The sequence below is a fragment of the Corynebacterium sp. MSK012 genome (genome assembly GCF_030232435.1).
GTDB lineage: Bacteria > Actinomycetota > Actinomycetes > Mycobacteriales > Mycobacteriaceae > Corynebacterium > Corynebacterium jeikeium_D.
Map to the genome: position 1 here is coordinate 65,832 of NZ_JASPJU010000004.1, position 23,515 is coordinate 89,346.

Sequence of the window (23,515 nt, forward strand, 5' to 3'; positions counted from 1 at the left end):
GCCGAGCCTGAGTCTAAGACCCTTCCGGCAACCAGTGCAGGTGATCCCTGATCGCCTGCACCACAGCCTGAGGCTTCTCTACCGGCAGGAAGTGCCCACAATCCGGCACAACGCGCACGTGGGTGGAGCTGAGCTCCACCAGCGCACGTGGGGTACGAGTGTCCTGCTCGCCGACGAGCAGCACCGTGTGCTCATCGCTTTTCGACGACCCCTCCATCGCGCCCAACCACTTGCGGAAAGCGGCCGGAGCCGGTCGCGTCCACCAATTCATATGTGCCAGTGCAGGGCGGAGTGCCCCACTGGCCAGGCTGTCAGACATGAGTTCCGCGGTCTGTTTCCCCTCGGGGGTCTCGGCGAACCCCTCTCCGGCGGTGGACATGGACTCGCTCACGATGCGGTCAATGAGCCGCTGCTGGCGAGCCTCAGCCGCCTGCGTGCTGAACTGATTGCGACGCAACCGCGGCATCCGTGGCCGCGAATCCCACCACGAACGGCGCAGCAGCGGAGCTAGGCTACTGCGGAAGTCCTCCGACCACGGGCTCTTCAACTGGTTGAGCCACACCTTCGGATGAGCAGCACCACAACCAATAATTCCGGCAACAAGGTTCGGCTGCCGCGAGGCCAGCGTCCATGCCACCCACGTGCCGAATCCCTGACAGACCAGCAGTGCGGTCGAGTGCCCCAACGAGCGAATCGACGAGGCGATGTCCTGGGCCGCCTCAAACGGATCGTAGCCATGCGGTGTTCGGTCGGACTGACCGTAGCCACGCATAGAAATAGCCACAGCGTGCACGGGGAGGGGGTCGCCCGAGTCGTCGTTAAGCATTGGCAAAACCTCGCGCCATTCAAACCAACCGCCAGTCGAGCCGTGAATAAACAACACGAGCGGATCGGAGGGGCGGCCGCACTCGGCGATGTGCAGGCGCTGGCCGCGGACGTGAATGAGACGATGACGCCAGGGGCCGGTAAGAGAATCGCTGAGGGAGGTCATGAGGGGAAAATACCTTATCCGAAGGGCTTAAACCGGGACTGAATAAGACAAAAGGGCGAGACCAACAAAGTCCCGCCCAATTTCTTTCAAGCCTTTAGGTGTACATACCGTTCGACTGCGAAGACTTCTTCGCCGACCCCGACGGCACGACCCCCTTCAGCTCCTGCATCGACTCGATGGTCTTCTCCGGCTTGCGGATCGACTTGACCTTCTTCAGACCCAGCAGTGCTGCAACACCGGCGATGACCAGCATCAGAACGAAAACGATGAGGAATGCAGCCCAGGTTGGCAGCCAAACATCCAGCAGCCAGCCGAGGAAGAAGAAAAAGAAGAACGAGGAGTACAGCGCGACGACGCCGGCAACCGCGAAGAAGCCACCGCCAACTGCGCCCTTCTTAGCCTCGCCAGCAATTTCGGCCTTGGCCAGCTCAATCTCAGAGCGAACCAGAGCGGAAATCTGCGAAGAAGCATTAGACACGAGCTGGCCGACGCTAGCATCACCCGATGCGTTGCTATCCACATCACTCAGCGGGATAGCGGTAACACGCGGTTCGGTGCCGTCGGTAAAGAGACCCTTCGTATCGTCGTTGCTCACGTGTACTTCCTCCTACGCAGATGGTTGGAAAAGATGGTTTGAAACTTTAAAACTGCAGTTACAAACTGCCATACTACCTCTGATTGTGGGTAGGGCGCGCCATAAGGGCGAAAAAGCCAAGAACTCGTTGAAGTTTTTCTCATCTTTGACCATTTCTATATAAGTTTGTCACTTACTTAGCGGTGAAGAATTAGGGTGTGGGATATGAACAATCAGCCTGAGAACGTGCGTGGAGCCGATGGAATTGGCGCCGGTGCTGGCAACGGTGTCGGCAATGGCGCCGGTGTCGGAAAGGGTGGCCTAGCTGGCATGAGCCTGGGTGTGTCCTCCGTGTCGGCGAAGAAGCGCGCAGAGCGTGAGGCAGCGCAGGCGAAGGCATCTGAATCGGGTGCCGGTGGCGCTGACAGTGCTCCCGCCGCTGCTATTCCGCAGCCTGACCCCAAGGACCCCCTCGCGCCCCTGTGGCAGCTCGACGGCGTTGCGCACGCGGCTGATGTCGCGGCCAAGGCTATCCAGGCCGTCCATAGGCACAAGGCCAACCTGCGCAAGCACAACGTCACCGGCTCCGAGTCGGTCCTGCGTGGCGCTCGGGCATCGGCGTGGCTAGAAGGCGGCGAGCCATCGCTTCCCGACGACGGCAACATCACCGACCCCGTACTCGCAGCAGCCCTGCGGGTTGCCGACACCATTTCCCCGGAGTCAATTGGTGAGACCACTCGCGTGTGGCAGCGCGCTCCGCAGCAGGTGCTGGCCAAGTTTGCGTTGAACGCATCGCCCGCAGGTGAAACTGAAGACGGTTCCGAGGCGCGGATGAAGGCCGGCCGTCCGGTCGGTGATGACAAGCTCTCGTCCGCGATGAAGGAGCAGCGTCTGCACGTGCTCGGTGACTTCATCACTGGCCGCAGCCAGATTCATGCTGGTGTGCTCTCGGCGATTGTGCACGGTGAGCTGCTGACTCTGCGCCCCTTCGAGTATCACAACGGCATCATCGCCCGCGCCGCCTCGCGACTGACAACTGTCGCAACCGGCCTGGATCCGCGTGGCTTGGCCGTGCCCGAGGTCTACTGGACCCGCCACCGCCAGGAGTATTTCGAGGCCGCAGAGGGGTTCGCGTCGGGAAGCGCCGATGGCCTGCGTGCGTGGATTCTCCTGCACCTGGAGGGGCTGAAGGCCGGTGCCGTGGAAGCGCGCGGTATCGCCGAAGCGGTGTAGGCGGGCTGGCTGCCGGATGGTGGGTTAGTCGGCCTTTGACTCGTCGTCGTTGTTGCGCAGTGCCAACAGCGTCGCACCCGCGCCAAGCACCAGTGTGACGCCGGCAAGAATTGCAGCATTGCGTTTCGACGGCGCGCGAAACAGCGGGACGGGATTCCGGAATTGGCGCACAGGCCACTCACGTTCCGTCGCAATCTTGCGCAGAGCGCGATCGGGATTGACCACAACGGGATGGCCGACTGCAGACAGCATGGGCTCATCAGTGATGGAATCCGAGTACGCAAAGCATTCGGCCAGGTCGAACTGGCGCTTTTCCGCTATCCGACGCATCTGCACAGCCTTGTTTTCGCCCCGGCAGAAGAACTCCGTTTCACCCGTGAAGAGCCCATCGCGGACCTCCAGCTCGGTGGCCACCACGTTGTAGACACCGAGCGCCTGCGCAATGGGCTCAACAATCTGCCGAGCCGATGCCGAGATAATGAACACCTGATGCCCCTGTGCGCGGTGTTCACGAATGAGCTCCAATGCCTCGGCGTAGATGTACGGCGTGATGTTCTGCTCTAGGGTTTCGATGGCGACCTGGCGCAGCTCCCTGGCGCTGTGACCAGCGATAAGGGCGGAAAACTGCTCGCGGGTGGCCTCCATTTGCGCCTCATCGTGCCCCTGCGACATGTATAGGGCATGGCTGAGCGCCATTTGCAGCATGTCTGTCGGCGAAATGATGCCGCGCTCGAGGAATTGCTTGTTGAACGCATATGCCGAGCTCTTGGCAATAATGGTTTTATCCAGGTCAAAGAACGCAGCGACGCGAGAGTCAGCGGTGGCGTGGAGGCCTGCAGCGATTTGGGCATTTTTAGAGCTGCTCGTGTCCGTAGAAGCGTGAGGCTGCGGCGTTGTTGACGCCTTGTTCTCGCCGGTGTTCATAGACTCCGAGCTTACCCATGGATGTCGGACCCGGGGAGAGCATTATGAGTGTTTAACTGCTGGGTGGGGGACTGGGGCGATTGGGCCGGTGGCGGTCGTGGGGGGGGCTTGGCGGCGATTGGGGCGCGGCATTTCCTGGGCGCGATTAATCGAGGAAACGTGACATCGAACATATTGGGCATTAAATCCTTTGTAAGGTATTTGCAGATTCCTTGGGATATGTAATACTTGGACGTGGCTGGCCCCTTCTTGTTCTTTTTAGAAACAGACTGCGAGGCCGCCCCGGCTCAATCCCCCCCCGAGCCGGTTAAAGACGCCTCGCGCCAATCCCCCCCCCGGCGCGGGGCGTCGCCCCTTTTTGGCCCAATGTTGAGGGGTGTGTAGTAAAAATTGCGGGCTGCAAATGTGAAACTGTATGAGTTTATGACACTTTCAAGCCATTTTTCGTGCCATTTTTGTCATAAACGCAGTCACTAACTCGCATCGACCCAACGCCACCTGACATAAACGCAGTCACTAACTTGCATTGGCCAGGCCGCACAGTAGTCAGGCCGCGCAGTAGCCAGGTCGCGCAGTAGCATAAGGCAAAGGCGACGTGGCGTTCTGCAGTTATCCACAGTCTGAAAATTATCCACAGACAGCGAGGTTTTGGCCCCTTGCGGGCGTCATTGAATCCGCCCTGTAGTGCACGCTATGGCCATGGCAATCAAGAAACTGTCCATGGCTCATCGAACTGAGGCTCCAACAAATCCAGTAGTCAACGCCGTCGATGATGAGGCGCTGCGTGAAGAGGTTGCGCTCATAGTCGCTGCTACCGGTCGTGACTGTGTGCAGGAGACCGTGCCACCTGTGGCTGCAGCGCCAGTGGCCGCACAAACATTTGCTTCGCCGCCAGCATCAGCCACAGCGTTAGCCCCATCGTCAGTATCGACAGGAGCGGGAGTTTCATCGGCCCTGTGGCGTCGGGCACCAGCGGTGTTCGTCGATGCACCGGCAGCCCGAAGATTAGCCGGGCGGCCTCATTGTGAGGGAGCAATCTTTCTGGTCCGCAGTGATACTGAGGCGGAAGATGCGCAGGTAGCGAAGGTTTTAGCTCCTGTTTACAGTGCTAGTTTGCCCGCGGATAACGTCGATATTGTCGAACTGCTCGGTCGTGGCGACGTACGCCCGGATGCTCCGAATCCCACCGATCACCAAAACGGCTCGAGCCTCCTGAACCACCATCAGAACCCAGCGTCACCTGCAAGCACCGACGTGATTACAGCGCCAGGTACAGAACCCGTACCGAACGTGCCGGCAATTACAACCGATTCCTCGGCAACGTGCCTGATGTTGGTTCCTGCGGTCGGCGGTGCCGGTGCTTCCATCGCGGCGGCAGCGAGTGCATTGGTTCTTTCCCGCGAAAGGCCCATCTGCTTGGTGGATGCGGACGCGCTGGCGGGAGGCATTGATCTGGTGCTCGGGATGGAAACGGAACCGGGATTGAGGTGGCAAGATTTCTCGGCTGCTGATGGCCGTCTCGACGGGGCGGCACTCTACGAAGCACTGCCATCCTGCCCGCGATCGCCCGCGCTGAAAGTGTTGACGTGGACTCGCAGTCGCACGCCCGAGACGGCTTACAACTACGCTACGGCGAACAACAAATTCGACAGCGCCGACAGGTCCGGCAGAACCGACAGGCCCGACGATGTCCGGCACATTGCCAGCACCATTAGTTGCCTTATTCATGCCGGAATTACGGTCATCGTGGACTGCCCGAAGCAGGTGGAGTACGTCACCACTCTCGGCGCGCTTGCCGATGACACCGTCATAGTCCTGCCCACCTCCGTTCGAGCTATCGCAGCCGCTGGCCCTTTGGCGAGCATCTGTGCACAGGCGGGGTTCACCCCAAATCTTGCAGTTCGGTACCAGCAGCACCGCGATATCAGTGTCGAAGAGGTGGAATACGCTCTCGACCTGCCCATTGTTGGTGAGATTGAGTACTGCAAGAAAGTAGCTCACGAGATAGATGTGGGCGGGCTCGCTGGGGCCGTCGGCAAGCTGACGCGGGGATTGGAAGCGATGTTTGCCCTTGTCGGCGGTGGTGGCGATGGATGACGTCAGGCTGTTGGCAGCGGTGCGGGCGGCGCTTGCGGAGCGGCCTGGGGTGGCATCGCATAGCGAGGTCGCCGACATCATTCGCGCAGAGACCTCGGGGGTTGTCTCCGATGTGAAGGTGCTGGAGATTCTACGCACGATTCGCGAGGAAACAGTGGGCGCGGGTGTGTTGGATGCGCTGTTGCGACGCCCGGGTGTCAGCGATGTGCTGGTAACCGCGCCGGGCGAGGTCTGGGTCGACGCGGGCAACGGACTGGAGCGCGCCGAGATTTCCTTCGCGGACGAGGGCGAGGTGCGCGCGTATGCGGTGCGGCTCGCGTCGCGGTGTGGACGAAGGCTTGACGACGCGCAACCCTGGGCTGACGGCCATATTCCTGGTGGTGTCGGCGGCTGTGGTGTGCGAGTTCATGCGGTGCTTTCACCACCGTCGGCGACCGGCACTCAGATTAGCCTGCGGGTGTTGCGTCCGGCTCGTCGCGGACTTGCGGAGCTATGCGATGTCGGGCTATTTCCACCGGAAATTCTGCCGGTGTTGCGGGGAATCGTGGCGAGACAGCTGTCGTTTATTGTCGCCGGTGGCACGGGTGCGGGAAAGACCACGCTATTGGCGGCGATGCTCTCAGAAGTTAATCCTGACCAGCGCATTGTGTGTATCGAGGACACTCCGGAGTTGCAACCTCAGCACCCGCATGTGGTGAAGCTGGTGACCAGGGCCGCCAACCTGGAGGGTGCCGGTGCGATTGGGCAGCAGGAGTTGCTGAAGCAGGCGCTGCGCATGCGTCCCGACCGCATTGTCGTCGGTGAGATTCGAGGCGCCGAAGTGGTGGATCTGCTGGCAGCGTTGAATACGGGGCATCGCGGTGGGGCGGGGACAATTCACGCCAACCGGATTGGGGATGTCGTCGCGCGCTTTGAGGCCCTGGGGTTGATCGGTGGCCTTGGTCGCGCCGGGCTACATGCGCAGTTGGTCTCGGCGGTGCAGGTGGTGTTGGTGGTCGAACGCGCTGATGTTCGCAGGCTGGCACAGATCGGGCTGCTACGCGGTAACCCACCGGAGGTGGTGGAGGTCTGGACTGCTCGGGATGGGCCTGGGCCGGGTTGGGAAGCGTTGCAGAAGTTGCTGGTCGGCGGGGAATAACCGGTGGAATACCCGATGGAATGACTAGAGGAAACGCCAGGGGATTAGACGGGGAGATTAACAGCTATGGGGGAAGAGTTTAGCGTGGCGATGCTCATTGGGGGAGCGGCTGCGGCAGTCGCTATCTGGCCGGACAGCTCGGCGGCGGTGCGCTCGCGAGCACTGGCAGGCCGTGCCCGCGAGGTGTCCAGCGGGCTGAAGTGGTTGCAGCGCATGGTTGGACTTGGTGCTGGTTCCACGGTGTCGAGCGCAGCAACCACTGGCAGTGCGAATCGAACTGCAGGACTATCAATCCTCATCGTTGCAGGCCCAGCACTCGTGTTGCTGTGGATCGCCGGGATTCCAGGTGTCATAGCCGGGCTGTTGCTGGGTCGCACCGCAGGGGCAGTAGTGCGCGCTGTGGGGGAGAGGCGCTGTGAACGTCGGGAAGCGGACAGCGCTGCGGTAGCGCTGGAAACCTTGACCACGCAGCTGCGCGCAGGAGCGGCGGCTTCACGAGCGCTCAACGCGGCAGCAGCGGAATTGCGCAGGTCAGAGGATGAGACTGTGTTGGCTGATCATCTCGCGCACGCGGCGCATCGCGCGAACTTCGCCGACCCGTGGGAGGGCGAAGAATCTTCGGAGCAACTGCGCCGGATTGGGCGTATGTGGACGGTGGCGCAGCAGCACGGTCTGAGTTTGGCTGGGTTGCTGGACTGCGCGCGGGGTGATTTGCAGGCTCGTCAGGCGCATCGCTCACAGACGTCTGCTGCGCTGGCGGGACCGCGCATGACGATCGCCATCTTGGCTTCACTGCCGGTGTTCGGTTTGGTCATGGGGCAAGCGTTCGGGGCTTCCCCATTCGAGTTCCTCAGTCGCGGTATCGGAGGAATTGTGCTGGTCATCGGTGTCGGGCTGGTGTGCGCGGGCATCGAATGGGCGGTCGCCATCATCGATCGTGCGGAGGCCGGACAATGATTGCCGCCGCACTTCTCATCGCCGTCTACCTCTGCTTGCCGACGTTCAATCCCGTCCGCAGCCGACTGCCCGAATTGGTAGCCGAGTCGGATGCTCGTGTGCGAGGAGGCCTACGTCGACAGGTGACCAATCGGGTGTCGCAGATTGCCGCACAGGTGCGGGAACGTGTGCGAACTCTCAGTGGAGGTGAGCGCATCAGCTCGGCTGTGCTGCTCGATGCCGCAGCGGCCCTCGACATCATTGGCGCTTGTTTGAGCTCCGGTATGCCGTTGTCACAGGCCATGGCAGCAGCTGCCGATGGTGCAAACCCTGAGCTGGCCGAGCCACTTCGACAGTGTTCCGCCAGGTTGTCCGTGGGCGCGCACTCCGCTTGGGACAGCCTTGCTGCCACACCCGCGCTCGTGCCCCTGGCGACGGCTGGGCGCCGAGCAAGCGAATCCGGCACCGTTCTGGCGCAGGCGTTGGAGGACACCGCTGCCACGTACCGCAGTCAAGCGCACGATGCGGCGCAAGCCGTCGCCGAAAAGGCTGGTGTCCTCATTGCCGGGCCTCTGGCGTTGTGCTTTCTACCCGCGTTTGTGGTGCTGGGTTTGGTGCCCACCATCGCTGGGCTTGCCGACGAAATGTTTGCAGGACTGATGCCGTCATGAAGCGTGGACACTTCTGCGCCCAGCCTCGCGCGCTGGCACGCGCCGGATGCAGTGCTGGTTGTTTTCTCGGTTGCGTACTCGCTTGCGCGCGCGGGCCGCCTGCCGCGCTGCAATCCAAACATGCATCAACGCGCATCAACGCGCGTCAATGCACATCACACCTCACAACTGACCTGTCACTCGACATCCACACAGGGGAAAACACTCATGACCACTCAAAACTCCAACCATCCGACCAACCTTCCAACCAACTCTTCAACCAATCCGCTGACCGCTGCGCAGTCCCAGCTGCGCTCGTATTTGCACAAGCGTCTGCACGCTCTGGCAACTGAGGAAAACGGCATGTCAACCGTGGAATATGCTCTCGGAACTATTGCGGCCGCCGCTTTCGGAGCCCTGCTCTACACCGTCGTGACCGGCGGCGATATCACCCAGGCGCTCACCGACATCATCGAAAGGGCGCTCAACACCGATGTCTAGCCGCATCCGCTCTACGCTTCATCGCCTGTGCGTCGGCGACGAAGGCCAAACGACGGTAGAAACCGCTTTCGGTCTCGCGGCGCTGGTCACGGTCATGGTCACGGCTCTGTCCGGGCTGGTCACAATCGCAATGTACCTAGGGCTTACCGACGCAGCCGGAGCCATCGCACGGGCTGAGGCGCGGGGCGATGCGGAGACAGTAGCCGAGCTTCGCGCAGACGCGGATGGGCAGGTCGCGATATCGGAAACCTCCGGTACCGTGCGCGTGACCATTCGGCGCTCAGCGGGGCCATTTTCGCTGGAAGCACGCGCGGTCGCACTGCGGGAAAGAGCGGCATCGTCATGAGAAACGTGACAGCCCGCCTTCTCCGCGAAGAAGAAGGTTCCACCACAGTCGCAGCTGCACTGTTCATCGCCGCTTTCGTCGTTCTGACTTTGGTTGGAGTTACAGCCGGGGTGAGGGTGGTGCAGGCTCGGCAGGCAGCGGTAGCAGCGGACCTGGCCGCGGTGGCCGGCGCCGTGGCAGCGCAAGAGAGCGACGACGCCTGCAAAGCTGCGGGGTCAATCGCAAAAGCTAACCACGCACGCCTTGTGACCTGTGAGATTGATGGGGAGGACGTGCAGGTCAGCGTCCAACGAAAGGAGAGAAAAGCCACGTCCAGAGCAGGGCCGGTAGCGGTGGAGGATGCTGCTACTGGCCGTCGTTAAGCGCGCGCGATACCCCACTGAGCACCTTGATTGCACCGGCCTTGTCCAACGGATCGTTGCCATTGCCGCACTTGGGCGACTGGATGCACGATGGGCAGCCGGATTCGCACTCGCAGGCGGCGACGGCATCGCGGGTCGCGCGAATCCACTGAGCGAAGGCCTCGTAGCCACGGTCGGCAAACCCCGCACCACCAGGGTGCCCGTCGTAAACAAAAACGGTGGGCTGCTGGGTATCGGCGTGCATGACCGTGGAAACACCGCCGATATCCCAGCGGTCGCAGGTGGCAATCAGCGGCAGCATGCCGATAGCCGCATGCTCGGCTGCGTGGAGAGCCCCCGGTGCGATGTCGGAGCCCACACCCCACGAGCGCAGGCTGGACTCGGGCATTGTGTAGGCCACGGCGCGCGTGACCAAACGCTGCGGAGGGTAGTCAAGTTCAACGCTGTCGAGAATCTCGCCGGTATCCAGACGACGAAGATAGGAGGTGACCTGGTGAAAGACCTCGACCTGGCAGGAAGCGACCTGTAGGCCCTGGTAGTGGCGCATATCGTCAACGTCCAGAATGCGGATGGTGGTGTCCATGCGCGAGCTGGTGGAATAGCGTGGCTGCTCGGGGTGGACCAGGGCGACGAGGCTGTCGAAGTCCAGCTGGTCGACAAGATAGGACTCACCGCGGTGCAAGTAGACGGCACCGTCGTGGACCTGCTGCATCGCACGGCCAAGATCGATGGTGCCAAGCAGTCGACCATCGGTCTGGTCGACGATGGCCACTTCCTGGCCATCACCGCCGCGGACGTTCACGGCATCGTGGGCAGTGGCAATGCGCGGCCCCTCATCGCGGTCGGTCGGGTAGTAGACGGGTTCTTGTCCTTCCCAGGTGCGCTTGCGCAACCAGCCTGCGGACACCATGTCTTCGGCTACGGGCAGGGTTCCCCATGCCTGAAGCTGGCTGGTGGTGACGGGTTTCTCCACAGCCGCGCAGTAGAGGTGTGACCACACCACATGTGGGTTGCGGGGATCGAAGACGGTCTTTTCCACCGGCCTGCCCAGCAGTGCGGACGGGTTGTGGACCAAGTACGTGTCCATGGGGTCATCACGAGCCACCAGCACCACCAGCGCGCCCTGGCCACGACGACCCGCGCGGCCGGCCTGCTGCCAGAATGAAGCGACCGTGCCCGGGAAACCGGCCTGCACCACCGCGTCGAGGCCACCGACGTCAATGCCCAGCTCCAATGCATTGGTGGTGGCCACACCTAGCAGGGTGCCGTCATCGAGCATGCGCTCGATGTCGCGGCGCTCTTCGGCCAGGTAGCCGGCGCGGTAAGACTCGATGCGCTCGGCGATATCGCTGCGGTGGCGCTTCTCCAGGCGCTCACGCACGCCGAGCGCTACCTTCTCAGCACTGCTTCGCGAACGGGTGAAGGTCAGGGTGCGGGCGCCCTCGACAAGCAGGTCGGCCATGATATCCGCGGCCTCGGTCGGGGCGGGGCGGCGCACGGGTGCGCCGTTCTCGCCTTGGAGGTCGGGGAGCAGGCCGGGTTCCCACAGGGCGATCGTTCGCTCGCCGACCGGGGCGCCGTCTTCGGTGATGGCCTCGACAGGCTCGCCGATGAGGCGACGAGCCTGGTCAGCGGGGTCGTTGGTCGTCGCAGAGGCAAAAATCACGGTCGGCGAGGCACCGTACTCGCGGGATAGCCGCAGGAGGCGACGCAAAATCTGAGAGACGTTGGCGCCGAACACGCCTCGATAGGCATGGCATTCGTCGACGACGATATAGCGCAGGTTGCGCAGCATCCGCGTCCACCGAACATGGTTGCCGAGCACCGAAACATGCAGCATATCGGGGTTGGTAAACACCCAACGGGCGTGGTCGCGGATGGCGCGCCGGGCGTCTTGTGGGGTGTCGCCGTCGTAAAGCGAAATCAGCGAACTCAGTGACGCCGGTGCCATCGCGCGTGCAGTGTCCAGCTGATCGGCGCCCAGCGCCTTGGTCGGAGAGAGGTACAGCGCGGTGGCCGCGGGGGTGGCGGACAGTTCTGTGAGCACGGGCAGCAGGTAGCCGAGCGATTTACCCGACGCCGTGCCCGTCGCGACGACGCAGTGCACGCCCTCGCGGGCGAGGTTCGCGGTTGTCGCCTGATGAGTCCACAGGTTTTCAATTCCGCGATCTACCAGCACTTCTCTTAGCCAACTTGGCACCCACTCAGGCCAAGGCGCGGTCACGCCAGCACGCGCAGGAAGGTCCGCAATGTGCGTCACTGTCGCCCGCGGATGCGCACGAATAACCGGCCCCAGCAGCTCCCGCCCAAACGACTCCACCGACACCACCCTTTCCTGTAAACGCGCACTTCATATGCTTGACGACGCTTCCTATCAGCCACATTCTCGCTATTCGACACCCCAGTTTCTCCGGACTCCGAACACGGGTTTACGGGGGTGGCAAGAAGCTGTTCCTAATCGGCGCTCGCGCCCCAAACGTGGCAGACTTTTTGAGTGTATCGCCCGCCAACGGGCACCCAGCAAAAACTCGCACGAGGCGAAAGGGTGCTTTGGCCGTGTTTACCCCATCGTGTGTGGCCGGATGTGCGTGGCGAATACTTGTTTTATCGAATCCTGAAGTTGGGAAGTTTTGTAATGGCACAGGGTACTGTGAAGTGGTTCAACTCGGAGAAGGGCTTCGGGTTTATCGCCCCAGCTGACGGTGGCAACGACGTGTTCGTTCACTACTCCGAGATCCAGGGCACTGGTTTCAAGACGCTGGAAGAGAACCAGGCAGTCGAGTTTGAGATTGGTGAGGGCCAGAAGGGTCCGCAGGCTCTGGACGTGAAGCCTCTGTAAGTCAACCGTTTCCGGGTTGAACTGGGCTATTGTCTGGTTTGGCGCGCGGAATTTTTGGCTTTTCAAGGTCCATGTTGTGTTCATGGGGTGAGCCTTGATTCTCCCACGTGGAAAGTGATTTCTGCGTGGGATTTTTGTATTTCTGGGGGCGTTGGGGCGATGCGAGTTACTGACTACGTTTATGACAAAAACGGCCCGAAAAATGGCTTGAAAGTGTCATAAACTCATACAGTTTCACATTTGCAGCCCCTTCAGTCACACCCAAAATCCGCCCGATACTTGAGGAATCCACGCGACAAACTAGATTGTGTGTACGGTATTCCTTATATTCTTCATATTCTTTCCAGATAATCTTCCGGGGAGAACGCGGCCGGGAACTGATTTGCACTGATCGGAACCGGTTGGAACCGATTGCGGGCCTCTCACAGCTGAAGCCCAGCCAGAGTCCGGCCAAGAACCCCAAGATTTAAACGAAAACAAGAATCTAAACAGTCAAAAACATTCAACGTTGCAGGATAGAAAAACTTCTATGGCGAATTCAGACGGCCTAAAGCGCCTTGTAATTGTCGAGTCGGCGACGAAAGCTCGCAAGATTCAGCCGTATCTCGGCGATGATTACATCGTGGAGGCGTCGGTGGGCCACATTCGCGACTTGCCCCGTGGCGCAGCCGACGTTCCGGCTCGTTACAAGAAGGAGCCCTGGGCTCGTCTGGGTGTGAATGTCGACAACGGATTCGCCCCGCTGTATGTCGTCAGCGCTGATAAGAAGAAGAAAGTCGCCGACCTGAAGGCCAAGCTCAAGGAAGTCGACGAGCTCTATCTCGCAACTGACCCCGACCGTGAGGGCGAGGCTATTGCCTGGCACTTGCTGGAGGTTCTGAAACCCAAGGTGCCGGTGCGTCGCATGGTGTTCCATGAGATCACCAAGCAGGCCATCCTGGAAGCCGCCGCCAACACCCGTGAGCTGGACCAGAACTTGGTTGACGCCCAGGAGGGTCGCCGTATCCTCGACCGTCTCTACGGCTACGAGGTCTCCCCGGTGCTGTGGAAGAAGGTCATGCCGCGCCTGTCGGCAGGCCGTGTGCAGTCGGTGGCAACGCGCGTCATCGTCGAGCGTGAGCGCGAACGCATGGCGTTTATCTCCGCCGAGTACTGGGATGTCGCCGCAACTTTGGACACCGGCTCGGCTTCTGCTGACGCCAACCAGCCGAAGGAATTCGTCGCAACCCTGACCAGCGTTGATGGTCAGCGCGTAGCGCAGGGCCGAGACTTCGATGACCGTGGCCAGCTGAAGAAGTCCGATGGCATCCGGGTCGTCGATAAGCAGCTCGCCGAAACCCTGGCGGCGGACCTCGTGGGCTCTGAGCTCAAGGTCGCGTCGGTGGAGGAGAAGCCGTACACGCGCCGCCCGTACCCGCCATTTATGACCTCCACGCTGCAGCAGGAGGCGGGTCGAAAGCTGCATTACACCTCTGAGCGCACGATGCGTGTGGCGCAGCGTTTGTACGAAAACGGTCACATTACCTACATGCGTACCGACTCCACGACGCTGTCCAAGGCCGGTATCGATGCCGCGCGTAAGCAAGCGCTGGAGCTCTACGGCTCGGAGTATGTCGCCGATGCGCCGCGCCAGTACTCGCGCAAGGTGAAGAACTCGCAGGAAGCGCACGAGGCAATTCGTCCGGCGGGAGAGACGTTCGCAACGCCGGGGCAGCTGGCGGGATCGCTGGATGCCGAGGAGTTCAAGCTCTACGAACTGATCTGGCAGCGCACCGTCGCCTCGCAGATGGCCGACGCACGCGGCACGTCCATGAAGGTCACTATCGCCGGTGCCACCGACACGCACGCCGTCGAGTTCGCCTCCACCGGACGCACGATTCGTTTCCCGGGCTTCCTCAAGGCATACGTCGAGGTCTCCGCGCTTTCCGACGGTCGCAAGGTCGCCGACAACGCCGAGAAGCGTCTGCCACAGTTGACGGAAGGCCAGGGCCTGACGGCCACGGACTTCAGTGCCGACAGCCACTCCACCAACCCGCCTGCGCGCTTCACCGAGGCCAGCTTGGTGAAGAAGATGGAGGACCTGGGAATTGGGCGTCCGTCGACCTACGCGTCGATTATCAAGACCATTCAGGATCGCGGCTACGTCTACTCCCGCGGCAACGCTCTGGTGCCCTCGTGGGTGGCCTTTGCCGTGGTGGGGCTGATGGAGGAAGCGTTCTCCGATCTGGTCAACTACGACTTCACCTCCGAGCTAGAGGATGAGCTCGACGGCATTGCTGCGGGCAATAAGGATCGCACGACCTGGCTGACCGGTTTCTACTTCGGCGATGACAAGGATCACCGCCACAAGGGAGCCGACGCTATTGCGACCCACGGTGGTCTGAAGAACATCATCGATGTGAACTTGGAATCGATTGATGCTCGGAAGGTCAATTCGCTCCACCTTTTCGACGATGCCGAGGGCAACCCGATCATCGTTCGCGTTGGCCGCTATGGGCCGTACCTGGAGCGTACGCGCCCGGGTGCCGGTGAAAACGGTGCCGACGAGGTGCAGCGTGCCAACATCCCGGAGGCCATGACTCCGGACGAGCTGGATCTGGCTGCCGCTGAGAAGCTGCTGGCCATGCCGCAGGGCGGTCGTGAACTGGGCATTAACCCGGCTAATGGTCGCATGATTGTTGCTCGCGATGGCCGCTACGGCCCCTACGTCACCGAGCTGGTCACCGATGAAGAACGCGAGAGTGTCGTAGCCAAGGCTGAGGAGATCATCGCAGCTGAGCGCGCCGAAGAGGACGCTCAGCGCGCTGCCGAGGGCAAGCGGAAGAAGAACTGGGAAACCAAGACCGCCGCCAAGCAGAAGGAAAAGCGCACCGCGGAAATCATCGAGGAAACTCTGAAGCCGAAGACGGCCTCGCTGTTTTCCTCCATGGAACCGTCGACCGTGACGCTGGAAGAGGCTCTGAAGCTGATGAGCCTGCCGCGCGAGGTCGGTGTCGATCCGGTCGATAACGAGGTTATTACTGCTCAGAATGGCCGTTACGGTCCGTACCTGAAGAAGGGCACGGACTCGCGTTCACTGGCCAACGAAGAGCAGATCTTCACCGTGACTTTGGACGAGGCGCGTCGTATCTACGCTGAGCCGAAGCGACGCGGTCGCGCTGCTGCGAAGCCACCGCTGAAGCAGTTGGGTGACAACGATGTCTCCGGTCGCCCGATGTCGGTGAAGGATGGCCGCTTTGGGCCCTACGTCACCGATGGCGTTACCAATGCCTCGCTGCGCAAGGGTGATACACCTGAGACACTGACCGATGCCCGCGCCTGCGAACTGCTGTCTGAGCGTCGTGCGAAGGAAGCCGCCGATGGTGGCACAAAGAAGGCGGCGAAGAAGTCGACTCGCAAGACCACGAAGAAGGCTGCGAAGAAGACCACCAGGAAGGCGGTCAAGCGCACCACCAAGCGAGTGGTGAAGGCGACGCGCCGGGGCAAGTAGGGCAAGTAGGTCTTAAGCGCCCGCCGTACCTGGCGAGCCCGCCGCATCCGGCGCACCCGGCGCATCCTGCGGAGCCGGTTTGGGGCCACCGACCCCGGCCAACTCCGCCCGCATCGTCGGCCCGTACGACAGCCGGCGATGCACCTTTTCGAACGGCCCCTGCATGCCGCGACGCTCCATCGCCCACGCGGCGAACAATGTCACCAACCAGACGCCCACAGCAATGAGAGTTTGCACGAACGCGCCCATGTCGCGCGGGATGTCCAGCATAAACGGGTATACCAGCACAAAGAAGATGACCGACTGCATCAGGTAGCCCGTCATCGAACGCTTGCCGAGCGCCACAATCGGCACCAGCCAACCAGGTACAGCGGCGCCCTCGTTCAGGCGTCGTTGGAGCGGCTGCAGTGCTAACGCCAGCCCGGCTAGGATGCCAGGACCGGCGAACACTCCGGCAAAGTTATTAATTACCAAGAAGGCCATGTGCTGTCCGGCTGGAAGAACACCAATCGCTGCCAACCCCATAGGGATGCCGATGCCGAAAGCCACGACCACAGCCACCACGAGCCACCGAATAAGCAGGGGGCGGTGCGCGTCAACGTCGTCAAGCACGCCCTTGCGAGCCCACACGAAGCCAATCATCATCACCGGCAGGTAGAGGAACAGCTGCAGTGGCAGGGTAGTGATGCTCATTGTCAGGACCTGCAGATTCGCGGCGAGCATATCCAGGTAACTTGTTTCAATCGCACCGCCGTTGACGAACTGGCTCATGTCGGAGCCGACGAACTCGGCGTCGGGCATCGCAATTACGAATCCCAAAAACAGCAGGCTCAGTGCAGCGTTGATCGTCAGCGCAATCCACGCGAGAATCGTCAGCACCTTGTTGCTGAGGCCCATAAGTAGCCCGAGGATGATGCCGCAGATGCCATAGAGAAACATGATGTCGCCAAAGAACAGAAACAGCATGTGCGCAACGCCGAACAGCCCCAGGAACGCATAACGCTTTACGACGACCACCCGCGCCCGCGACCGTGGAAAGTTCCTCCTGGCCAAACTGCGGACGATGAGTCCCACACCGAAGCCGAGCAGCGTTGCGAACATCGGCAGCCCGCGGTTATGCGCGGTCACTGCGGTAAACAGCACGGTGGCCTTGTCGGCGATGCTGTCGCTTATGACGCCGCCGAAGAATGCTGCGGGCAGTTCGGGATCTGCAACCAGCCAGGCGGTGGCAATGTTCGCGATCGCGATGCCGAGGAGAGCGAACCCGCGCGCAGCGTCGGGGACGAGCATGCGAGGTCTGGGGTTGGGGCTAGAACTGGGGCGGCTGTCAGTCATTCCTCCAACGTAAAGGATTTGCGGGAGGGTACGCAGGTTGGCGAGACCGACGAGTCCGCTGCCCCCTAGGCCTCGTCGGCAAGCGTCGGGCGCACCGGGCGCGCAAGCTGCGTCATGTGCGTACGACCGCGCAACTCCACGGACTTCAGGGTGGTCCAGCGAGCCTGCTCGTCCTCGTTGGCCAGGCGAATGGTGGAAGCTGTGGCGAGCACGCGGCCCGGGGTGTCCTTGGCCAGCTCGGTCAGACGGGCAGCCTGGTTAACCGCGTCACCAATAACCGTGTATTCAAAACGGTCGCGGGCACCGATGTGGCCGGCAACGACGTGCCCGGCGGAGACGCCGATACCCGCGGTGAGCTGGAGGTCGAGCAGTTCCTCGCGCAGTTCACGGGCGGCTGTGAGGGCGTGCCCAGCAGTGTCATCGAGGGGCAGGGGAGCGCCGAAGACAGCCAGAGCCGCGTCACCCTGGAACTTGTTGATAATGCCCTTATTGCGGTGCACACAGTCAACAACGTGGTCGAAGAAGGCATTGAGCTCACGGACAACGACTTCTGGCGAGTTCTTCTCCGCGAAGTTGGTCGAACCAATCACGTCCACAAACAGCACCGCGACGAGGCGATTCTCGCCGCCCAAAGTCGGCTTTTCTTCCAGAGCCTTACGGGCGACCTCAGACCCGACATAGCGGCCGAAGAGGTCACGGACCCGCTGACGCTCCTGCAGGCCACGCATCATTTCATTGAAACCCGCCTGGAGAACGCCCATCTCGGAGCCGTCGTAAATAGGCACGCGCGTATCCACCTGGCCCTGGCGGACCTTGTTAATCGCACCCGTGAGATCACGAATCGGGTCGACGATGGACATAGTGGCCAACATCGTGCCGAAATAGCCGGTAATCAGAGCCAGAATTGCCAGCGCGGTGATGGTGGGCAGCAAATCTGCCGCGTCATCTGTGAATAGACCACGGCGCTGACCTATCAGCACAAGCAGGATTGCTACCACTGGAACACCGCTGGTCAACACCCACGTCTGGCGCAGGCGGTGGCCAATCGGTGGCTCCAGCGAAGAATCCGGGGCCCTACGCGCCAGCGCCTCCACAGCAACCGGACGCACCATGCGCTCCGCAATTAGATAGGTCAACAGTGCCACCATGGCGCCACCGAGCACCGAGGTGAGCAGCACCATCAGGCCAATCTTGCTGTCATAGGCGAACGCGACTCCACTGAAGACAATCACGCCCAGAGACCAGATGACGGTACCCAAGAGTGCCTGATAGACAGGCACGCGCATGACCAGATAGCGCACCCGCCGCGGATCGTGCAGCTCTGGATGACGCTGCCATTTCAACAGCGGCTTGAACAGGATCCAAGTAGTGCCGATTCCCGCAATAATTGCCAGAACCAGGTAACCAGCCAGGGCATAGATGACCCCATTAGCCAACCGCGGCAGGTGAGTTTCTTGGTTCAGTGGCAACAGCATGCCGAGGAACAAGCCGACAATCATGGCTCCGACAAGGTTGCAGACGAAGATAAATGAGGCATAAGCAGGCCACATTGTCCCGCTTAGCCATTTCAGATTTCGCCAGAGCCGTTGCATGACTACTACCTTAGTGGCAACCCCGGATTGCAGGGAGTAGTTACCTCACAAGAGTCTCGTGGGGCGCGCTAGAGTTGTGGCCATGACAGAGCCCATGACAAAGCGCAGCGTGTTTTCTCGTATGCCCGAAACGGGTGGGGTACGCCAGCGGCTGCAGGCTGCTGTGCGCGCTGCGCATTATCGCTTTGCCAATGGTCAACCGCTGGCAGGCGATGGGGCGGAGGTTTCGCCGGAAGGTGGGGACGCGGGGTCGTCGTTAAGCGATGCGCCACGCGACTCGGACATGACGCACGCCTGGCTGTTCACTGGTCCTGCGGGGTCGGGGCGGTCGGTGACGGCGACGGCGTTTGCGGCGGCACTGCTGTGTACGAGGCATGACAACCCCGGATGCGGCGAGTGCGAGGGCTGCCGGACGGCGCTGGCGGGAACGCATGGCGACATCAAAATCGTGCGCCCGGAGGGCACCATTATCTCGGTGGCGACGGTGAGGGACGAGCTGCGGCCCTGGGCTTACAAGATGCCCACGACGGCGGATTGCCGCGTGCTGATCATCGAAGACGCCGACCGTCTCAACGAATCCGCCTCAAATGCGCTGCTCAAGGTGGTGGAAGAGCCGCCGTTGCGCACCGTCATCATCATGTGCGCACCAACGACGAACGCGGAGGATTTCTCCGTTACGCTCCGTTCGCGCTGCCGTCATGTCTATGTGCCGACGCCGCATATCGACGACGTCACAAACCTCCTGCGCGCCGAGCGGCCAGAGCTTACCGACGAGCAAGCGGTCTGGGCCGCGACGGTGTCCAACGGTCACATTGGGCGTGCGCGTGGCTTTGTCTCCGATGAGGGCTCGCGTGCTTGGCGGGGTAAGGCCCTGGATTTCGTGGAGGCTGTGTTCGATCCGGCGAAGTCGTACGTGGCGGCGCGTGAGCTGGCCAACGAAGTAGCAGGCGAGGTCAAGCGGCGGATGGAGCCACTAGAGGCTGAGGAGCTGGAGAACCTCGAGCGCTCACTGGGCGTAGGTGCGTCCGGCAAGGGTGCGCAGGCGGCACTGCGCGGCTCTAAGGGGGTTATCAAGGAGCTGGAGGAAAATCAGAAGCGGCGGCGCAGGCGCGCGGAGTCAGATCTGATCGACCTGTCGTTGACCGACATTATGGGGCTTTACCGTGACGCCCTGGTGCTGGCGTTTGGGGCGGAACGTTCTGGGCCGGCTTCTGGCGCTGATTCCGAGTTTGGGGATGGCTCCGTCTACCTCATAAATCCAGACCGTCGTCGGACAGCCACGGAGCTAGCCCGACGCCTTCCGCCAGAGGCGATATTGGCCTCCATTGATGCTGTCACCGAGGTGCGCGGCATGCTCGTGACTGCAGTGAAGTTGACGGTCTTGATGGATGAATTGATGGCTAAATTGCAGATTGCAGGGCAGGTTGGCCGCAGGTAATCCGGGAGAAGCTCCCAATTTAGCGGCCTGTAGGCTCCATTTTGGTAGCGATGGGGGCAGTGCAGTAGTATTACCGCTTGTACATTTTGTGCAGGGTTATTTCTGCTTGCTTGAAAGCTCGGCGCAATGTGCGTGCCGCCTTAGCTCAGTCGGTAGAGCGTCTCACTCGTAATGAGAAGGTCGCGAGTTCGATTCTCGCAGGCGGCTCGGTGTGAAACGGGATCCTTTTAAAGGGGTCCCGTTTTTTATTTTTTGGAACGATCAAACATGAGTAGAGCAAATCCAGCGGCAACCCAGACGATGAGAACCCACCACGCTGCCCCAGCACCGTTGCCATCGAAAAATGACAGTGACCTGACTAGGTAGCCAGTCGCCCCAATGGGCATCCACTGGCCAAGGGTGGACCAACCGGCCGGAAGCAGCCAGGGGCCGGTGGACAGTCCAGAGAGCGGGTTCGCCAAGAAAATCGTCAAAATGGCGCCGATGCCCACACCGGGAGTGCCAATAATGGCCGCGAGCCCGGCGGTAAGCATTGAGGTAGCCAGGATTCCCAGAGAAATTGCCAGCCATTCCATGCCGAAGCTGCCCGAAAGCGTGCCGTAGACAGAGTGGAGCATCCACGTTGCCACGAGAGCCCCGAAGACTGCGATGCCAGTGAGGACGCTCAGTTTCGTCCACTTCTTACCGCGGAAAAGGAAGGTGGCTATAACTGCTGAAATGATACCGCCGAAAGCCAGCGGCAAGCCGAGGAGCGCGACACCGGAAGCTTGTGGGTCATCCTGGGTGGTTGGAGCCAAATCCTCCCGCTCTACAGGGATGTTTTGAGACTCGAGGGTCGTCGCAATGCCGTCGATAAGCTGCGAGTAAGGTGCGCCGTTGCCTGAAGCGGTGTAGGCGGTAGCGCCCGTCGGGGAAATGACGATGCCGCCAACAGTTTCGCGATTGAGGATTGACTCGCGTACGGCATCAGGAGTGTCCATCACCTGGATGTCAGGAGCATTGTCGCCAGCTTTGTGCTCGATGGCTTGGGTGATTTGTTCGGACATTGGGGCGGGGGCAGTCAGCGCAATGGGGACATCCTTCGGGCCGGAGGCAAATGTCGGTGCCAGGAACGCGAAGAGCATGAGCCCGATGACGAGCGGAATACCGAAGATCACGGCTACTGCTTTGGGGGCGGGTGAGGCTTTTTTCGTCTCAGTCGTAGCTGTTGACATGGCCTATCTCCTAACTGGAGCAGAGTGTTTCACTTACAAAGTGGAGTATAGTGTTCCGTTTGTTAGGATGCAAGTGTGAGACAAGATGCAGTGATGAACAGTGATGCCATCGTGGAAGCAGCGCGAAAACTCTTGATAGAGCAAGGAGCCGGTGTATCCATGCGTGCGATTGCCAGGGAGGCCGGTGTCGGTGTAGCTACGGCAAGCAGGCACTTTCCCAGCAGGATTGAGCTTCTCGGCGCAGTCAGTGCTCGTGTTGCAGCTGATATCGACAGGATTACTGAGGCAGCCGTAGCTCAGTTTGACGACGATCCGGACGGCGCTTGGCACGAAGCAGTCCACGCGATCGCGGAATTAAGTGTTGCGGCACTTGCCCAGGCATTATTCAGCGATTTCAGTACCAGTTTGGGGAGCGAGGCGAAAAAGATTGATGGCATTATCGAAAAGCGAATGACGGAGTTGCGTCAGAGCTATACGCGACTGCTGGATAAGGCAAAAGCAGCTGGGCTATGCCCGGAGGGCGTTGCACCGATTGATTTCCACCTTGGGCTCGCTGTGGTGTCGCGTCCCCTTCCTAACTCTGCAGCGGTCGAGCAGTACTTTCCCGGTGTGCAAGAAAAGCTTGTGGACTTAATGCTTACGGGTTTGGCAGCACAGGCGAAGGGGAATCACTAAACCCCTCGGTGATAAGTGCTGAAAAATCCTGCACACGTCCCGACGTGCGGTGATTCCCCGAAACGAAGGGGGAGGAAATCTCGGAGCCGGCGACTCTCAATCGAGTGTTTGCTACTGTTATTCAACACATGGCAGGTATGCGGAAACTAGGAGAACGCACTATGCGGCAGCCCGGACACCAGGGACTAGCAGTGCAGCGATCAGCAAGACGACTAGCTGTGGCTTTGGTGGCTGCGGCAATCTTGCCAGCCGGTCTTGTAGCTTGCACCATCGACACGGAGGCTTCCAACGCAGGAAGCGCTCAGCAGGCTGCGTCTACGGAAACGCAAACGTCGTTGGCAGCTGAAGAAGAGGCCATGCAGATGCCGAATCCCACTCCGCCGAATGAGGAGTCTGCAATGTCTGATTCTGCTAACCCCGACGCGGTCGCTCCGGGCGATGCACCACAACAGCAAGCTAATCGCGCTACTTCGCGTGCCGACGGTTCCAGCGCTGTAGCTGGCAAGGTCATCTACCTCGATCCGGGACACGCCGGCACCCCACCACCTGCCGACTTGATGGTCACTGACGGCCGCGGTGGCCAGAAGCCATGTAATACCTCCGGTACCGCTTCCAACGACGGCTTCCCGGAGCACGAGTTCAATTGGCTGATGGCGCAGGAAATCAAGCAGCTGCTCGAACAGCGCGGTGCTCAGGTGCTGCTCAGCCGCGAGGATGACGCAGGTCGTGCAGATTGCATCGATGCCCGTGCAGAGAAGGAAAATGCCTCCAACGCCGATGCCGTGGTGAGTCTTCACGCTGACGGCGCTGGAGAGGGCAACCGTGGATTCCATGTGTCTGCGATTTCGCAGCCGCTCGCCAATAATGACGAGCAGGGATCTACCGCGCTGGCAACCGCCCTGCGCGATGCTTTCGTCGCAGCCGGTTTTGCTCCATCCAACTATCTCGGCAGCGAAGGACTGAATCCACGCGCAGACCTCACCGGACTCAACCTATCGACGAAGCCAAAGGCACTGGTCGAATACGGCAACATGCGTGATAGCAGCGACATTGCCCTCTTGACCTCCAACGAAGGCCGTCAGCGCTTGGCAGAGGCCACTGTGGCTGGGCTGGAAGGTTTCTTGGCGCAGTAGCCAACCTGCTCATCCAGGCCGTAGCTACCTCACACCAGTCACCGCCA

At 61.0% G+C, this 23,515-nt stretch carries 20 protein-coding genes and 1 tRNA gene; 14 read left to right on the forward strand and 7 right to left on the reverse strand.

What is annotated here, in order from left to right:
* Window positions 1-13 precede the first annotated feature (13 nt).
* Both QP977_RS03445 and QP977_RS03450 read right to left on the reverse strand, forming a co-directional pair.
* Window positions 14-991, reverse strand: a complete 978-nt coding sequence (locus QP977_RS03445) for an alpha/beta fold hydrolase (RefSeq protein WP_284847136.1) — start codon at window positions 989-991, stop codon at window positions 14-16.
* 94 nt (window positions 992-1,085) lie between these two features.
* Window positions 1,086-1,586 (reverse strand): phage holin family protein, encoded by a 501-nt coding sequence (locus tag QP977_RS03450; RefSeq protein ID WP_016421928.1) that lies wholly within the window; start codon window positions 1,584-1,586, stop codon window positions 1,086-1,088.
* A 204-nt stretch (window positions 1,587-1,790) separates the two neighbouring features.
* Between QP977_RS03450 and QP977_RS03455 the strand changes: the two genes are divergently transcribed.
* On the forward strand, window positions 1,791-2,798 hold the full coding sequence (locus QP977_RS03455) for a Fic family protein (protein WP_350309570.1): 1,008 nt from the start codon (window positions 1,791-1,793) through the stop codon (window positions 2,796-2,798).
* Between the two features lie 24 nt (window positions 2,799-2,822).
* Here QP977_RS03455 and QP977_RS03460 read toward each other — a convergent pair whose 3' ends face one another.
* Window positions 2,823-3,722 carry an HAD family hydrolase gene (locus QP977_RS03460; RefSeq protein WP_284847137.1) on the reverse strand — a complete coding sequence of 300 codons (900 nt, stop codon included), beginning with the start codon at window positions 3,720-3,722 and terminating at the stop codon, window positions 2,823-2,825.
* A gap of 699 nt (window positions 3,723-4,421) precedes the next feature.
* On the opposite strand from QP977_RS03460, the gene QP977_RS03465 reads away from it, so the two are divergent.
* The 7 genes from QP977_RS03465 to QP977_RS03495 all read left to right on the forward strand — a co-directional run bounded on the left by QP977_RS03465 (window position 4,422) and on the right by QP977_RS03495 (window position 9,752).
* Window positions 4,422-5,819: a CpaE-like family protein gene (locus QP977_RS03465; RefSeq protein WP_284847138.1), complete on the forward strand. Its 1,398-nt coding sequence runs from the start codon at window positions 4,422-4,424 to the stop codon at window positions 5,817-5,819.
* The gene (locus QP977_RS03470; RefSeq protein ID WP_080985603.1) at window positions 5,812-6,957 is read left to right on the forward strand and encodes a TadA family conjugal transfer-associated ATPase; all 1,146 of its coding nucleotides are present in this window, start codon (window positions 5,812-5,814) and stop codon (window positions 6,955-6,957) included. Before QP977_RS03465 ends, QP977_RS03470 begins: the two co-directional genes overlap by 8 nt.
* Window positions 6,958-7,023: 66 nt before the next feature.
* The gene (locus QP977_RS03475) at window positions 7,024-7,914 is read left to right on the forward strand and encodes a type II secretion system F family protein (protein ID WP_101738998.1); all 891 of its coding nucleotides are present in this window, start codon (window positions 7,024-7,026) and stop codon (window positions 7,912-7,914) included.
* Window positions 7,911-8,564 (forward strand): type II secretion system F family protein, encoded by a 654-nt coding sequence (locus QP977_RS03480; RefSeq protein ID WP_284847139.1) that lies wholly within the window; start codon window positions 7,911-7,913, stop codon window positions 8,562-8,564. The genes QP977_RS03475 and QP977_RS03480 overlap by 4 nt, the downstream gene beginning before the upstream one ends.
* A gap of 207 nt (window positions 8,565-8,771) precedes the next feature.
* Window positions 8,772-9,044 carry a DUF4244 domain-containing protein gene (locus QP977_RS03485; protein ID WP_016421935.1) on the forward strand — a complete coding sequence of 91 codons (273 nt, stop codon included), beginning with the start codon at window positions 8,772-8,774 and terminating at the stop codon, window positions 9,042-9,044.
* Window positions 9,037-9,390 carry a TadE family type IV pilus minor pilin gene (locus tag QP977_RS03490; RefSeq protein WP_053092999.1) on the forward strand — a complete coding sequence of 118 codons (354 nt, stop codon included), beginning with the start codon at window positions 9,037-9,039 and terminating at the stop codon, window positions 9,388-9,390. Before QP977_RS03485 ends, QP977_RS03490 begins: the two co-directional genes overlap by 8 nt.
* Window positions 9,387-9,752 carry an Rv3654c family TadE-like protein gene (locus QP977_RS03495; protein WP_070603587.1) on the forward strand — a complete coding sequence of 122 codons (366 nt, stop codon included), beginning with the start codon at window positions 9,387-9,389 and terminating at the stop codon, window positions 9,750-9,752. Before QP977_RS03490 ends, QP977_RS03495 begins: the two co-directional genes overlap by 4 nt.
* Here QP977_RS03495 and QP977_RS03500 read toward each other — a convergent pair.
* Window positions 9,736-12,072 carry a DEAD/DEAH box helicase gene (locus tag QP977_RS03500; RefSeq protein ID WP_070827656.1) on the reverse strand — a complete coding sequence of 779 codons (2,337 nt, stop codon included), beginning with the start codon at window positions 12,070-12,072 and terminating at the stop codon, window positions 9,736-9,738. The two genes, QP977_RS03495 and QP977_RS03500, sit on opposite strands and share 17 nt — an antisense overlap.
* Window positions 12,073-12,387: 315 nt before the next feature.
* Between QP977_RS03500 and QP977_RS03505 the strand changes: the two genes are divergently transcribed.
* On the forward strand, window positions 12,388-12,591 hold the full coding sequence (locus QP977_RS03505) for a cold-shock protein (protein WP_005511370.1): 204 nt from the start codon (window positions 12,388-12,390) through the stop codon (window positions 12,589-12,591).
* Between the two features lie 529 nt (window positions 12,592-13,120).
* The gene (topA, locus tag QP977_RS03510) at window positions 13,121-16,081 is read left to right on the forward strand and encodes a type I DNA topoisomerase (protein WP_070827631.1); all 2,961 of its coding nucleotides are present in this window, start codon (window positions 13,121-13,123) and stop codon (window positions 16,079-16,081) included.
* A 12-nt stretch (window positions 16,082-16,093) separates the two neighbouring features.
* On the opposite strand, the gene QP977_RS03515 is transcribed toward topA, so the two are convergent.
* Both QP977_RS03515 and QP977_RS03520 read right to left on the reverse strand, forming a co-directional pair.
* The gene (locus QP977_RS03515; protein WP_343217403.1) at window positions 16,094-17,416 is read right to left on the reverse strand and encodes a DUF418 domain-containing protein; all 1,323 of its coding nucleotides are present in this window, start codon (window positions 17,414-17,416) and stop codon (window positions 16,094-16,096) included.
* 65 nt (window positions 17,417-17,481) lie between these two features.
* On the reverse strand, window positions 17,482-19,008 hold the full coding sequence (locus QP977_RS03520) for an adenylate/guanylate cyclase domain-containing protein (RefSeq protein ID WP_070549776.1): 1,527 nt from the start codon (window positions 19,006-19,008) through the stop codon (window positions 17,482-17,484).
* A gap of 82 nt (window positions 19,009-19,090) precedes the next feature.
* On the opposite strand from QP977_RS03520, the gene QP977_RS03525 reads away from it, so the two are divergent.
* Together QP977_RS03525 and QP977_RS03530 are read left to right on the forward strand one after the other, a co-directional pair.
* Entirely contained in the window at window positions 19,091-20,446 is a 1,356-nt protein-coding gene (locus tag QP977_RS03525) for a DNA polymerase III subunit delta' (protein ID WP_284847141.1), read from the forward strand.
* Window positions 20,447-20,580: 134 nt separating this feature from the next.
* Window positions 20,581-20,653, forward strand: a tRNA-Thr gene (locus QP977_RS03530).
* Window positions 20,654-20,691: 38 nt separating this feature from the next.
* Here the strand turns inward: QP977_RS03530 and QP977_RS03535 are convergent.
* Window positions 20,692-21,660, reverse strand: a complete 969-nt coding sequence (locus QP977_RS03535) for a hypothetical protein (protein WP_049180733.1) — start codon at window positions 21,658-21,660, stop codon at window positions 20,692-20,694.
* 75 nt (window positions 21,661-21,735) lie between these two features.
* Between QP977_RS03535 and QP977_RS03540 the strand changes: the two genes are divergently transcribed.
* Together QP977_RS03540 and QP977_RS03545 are read left to right on the forward strand one after the other, a co-directional pair.
* Window positions 21,736-22,335: a TetR/AcrR family transcriptional regulator gene (locus QP977_RS03540; RefSeq protein WP_180802992.1), complete on the forward strand. Its 600-nt coding sequence runs from the start codon at window positions 21,736-21,738 to the stop codon at window positions 22,333-22,335.
* 161 nt (window positions 22,336-22,496) lie between these two features.
* Window positions 22,497-23,468, forward strand: a complete 972-nt coding sequence (locus QP977_RS03545; protein WP_147722275.1) for an N-acetylmuramoyl-L-alanine amidase — start codon at window positions 22,497-22,499, stop codon at window positions 23,466-23,468.
* Window positions 23,469-23,515: the final 47 nt, after the last annotated feature.

Excerpts from the sequence above, each read along its gene's own strand:
- QP977_RS03470 (WP_080985603.1), top strand. The coding sequence starts at position 5,812 with ATGGATGACGTCAGGCTGTTGGCAGCGGTGCGGGCGGCGCTTGCGGAG.
- QP977_RS03520 (WP_070549776.1), bottom strand. The coding sequence starts at position 19,008 with ATGCAACGGCTCTGGCGAAATCTGAAATGGCTAAGCGGGACAATGTGG.
- QP977_RS03480 (WP_284847139.1), top strand. The coding sequence starts at position 7,911 with ATGATTGCCGCCGCACTTCTCATCGCCGTCTACCTCTGCTTGCCGACG.
- topA (WP_070827631.1), top strand. The coding sequence starts at position 13,121 with ATGGCGAATTCAGACGGCCTAAAGCGCCTTGTAATTGTCGAGTCGGCG.
- QP977_RS03545 (WP_147722275.1), top strand. The coding sequence starts at position 22,497 with ATGCGGCAGCCCGGACACCAGGGACTAGCAGTGCAGCGATCAGCAAGA.
- QP977_RS03465 (WP_284847138.1), top strand. The coding sequence starts at position 4,422 with ATGGCAATCAAGAAACTGTCCATGGCTCATCGAACTGAGGCTCCAACA.
- QP977_RS03515 (WP_343217403.1), bottom strand. The coding sequence starts at position 17,416 with ATGACTGACAGCCGCCCCAGTTCTAGCCCCAACCCCAGACCTCGCATG.
- QP977_RS03495 (WP_070603587.1), top strand. The coding sequence starts at position 9,387 with ATGAGAAACGTGACAGCCCGCCTTCTCCGCGAAGAAGAAGGTTCCACC.
- QP977_RS03525 (WP_284847141.1), top strand. The coding sequence starts at position 19,091 with ATGACAGAGCCCATGACAAAGCGCAGCGTGTTTTCTCGTATGCCCGAA.
- QP977_RS03490 (WP_053092999.1), top strand. The coding sequence starts at position 9,037 with ATGTCTAGCCGCATCCGCTCTACGCTTCATCGCCTGTGCGTCGGCGAC.
- QP977_RS03455 (WP_350309570.1), top strand. The coding sequence starts at position 1,791 with ATGAACAATCAGCCTGAGAACGTGCGTGGAGCCGATGGAATTGGCGCC.
- QP977_RS03460 (WP_284847137.1), bottom strand. The coding sequence starts at position 3,722 with ATGAACACCGGCGAGAACAAGGCGTCAACAACGCCGCAGCCTCACGCT.
- QP977_RS03535 (WP_049180733.1), bottom strand. The coding sequence starts at position 21,660 with ATGTCAACAGCTACGACTGAGACGAAAAAAGCCTCACCCGCCCCCAAA.
- QP977_RS03485 (WP_016421935.1), top strand. The coding sequence starts at position 8,772 with ATGACCACTCAAAACTCCAACCATCCGACCAACCTTCCAACCAACTCT.
- QP977_RS03505 (WP_005511370.1), top strand. The coding sequence starts at position 12,388 with ATGGCACAGGGTACTGTGAAGTGGTTCAACTCGGAGAAGGGCTTCGGG.
- QP977_RS03445 (WP_284847136.1), bottom strand. The coding sequence starts at position 991 with ATGACCTCCCTCAGCGATTCTCTTACCGGCCCCTGGCGTCATCGTCTC.
- QP977_RS03475 (WP_101738998.1), top strand. The coding sequence starts at position 7,024 with ATGGGGGAAGAGTTTAGCGTGGCGATGCTCATTGGGGGAGCGGCTGCG.